Origin of the sequence: Noviherbaspirillum sp. ST9 (assembly GCF_048799745.1) — a bacterium.
GTDB lineage: Bacteria > Pseudomonadota > Gammaproteobacteria > Burkholderiales > Burkholderiaceae_D > Noviherbaspirillum.
The window spans coordinates 1-864 of the sequence record NZ_JBLWFR010000046.1; the positions used below are offsets into that span (position 1 = coordinate 1).

Genomic DNA, 864 nt, shown 5'->3' on the forward strand with positions numbered 1-864 from the left:
TATGGCACCATGAGAAATGTGTACATGTGGAAAAGCTCGCTGGTACCCGATCCGCGGATGATCACCAAACTGGGATACTACAATGGACAGGGATATCCTATTTCCAGGAATTTAATTATCGGGCTGAACATCAATATTTAATCCAGACAAACATGAAAGTAAGAAGTATAATTTTCATAGCGATCACAAGCGTGATGCTCAGTGCCTGCGATGATTTCTTATCCCCCGAGCAGGTAGACCTTGTCTATAACGAGGTGTTCTGGGCAAGTGAAAAGGATGCCGAACAGGCACTTTTAGGGGGCTACTCCTTATACCGGGGTCTCATGGTCGGAGGACAGATGTACGAAAGAGGCGACGTAACTACCGGGTATTTCAACCGGGGATGGAATGGAGGTTCGAGTGAAGCGTTTTATCACTTTCCCAACTTCAGCAATGTAAACGGCACTCAGAAGTCGTGGGGCGCCTTGCAATCTTATGCCGATTGGGGCGGGTATTATAAGGTTATTGCACAGCTCAATATGGTCATTCGTCATGTGAGCGAAATGAAAGATGATCTGTTCAGTGGCGACAAAAAAAATCAGATCCTTGGGGAGGCCTACTTCCTTCGCGCGCTGATATATTATCACCTTGCAACAATCTGGGGTGCGGTACCTGTCACACTCGACGCTATCGAGAATTCCGATCAGGTGATTGACGGCGAAAGTGTACCGGTTTATAAGGGCAGATCAACAGAAACAGAGGTGATGGACCAGGTACTTGCCGATATCGGAGAGGCAGTCGGGCGGCTCCCGTTTGGAACCCCGGGTTCTGCCGGATGGGGAATCAGAGCCAATAGGGGAAGTGCACTCGCCTTATCAGGCTATG

The 864-nt window shown here is 48.7% G+C and carries 1 protein-coding gene; it reads left to right on the forward strand.

Annotated elements, in window-relative coordinates; all coding sequences use genetic code 11:
- Positions 1-152 precede the first annotated feature (152 nt).
- The coding region (locus ACNOHI_RS24645; RefSeq protein WP_420477369.1) for a RagB/SusD family nutrient uptake outer membrane protein at positions 153-864 on the forward strand (712 nt) is incomplete at its 3' end.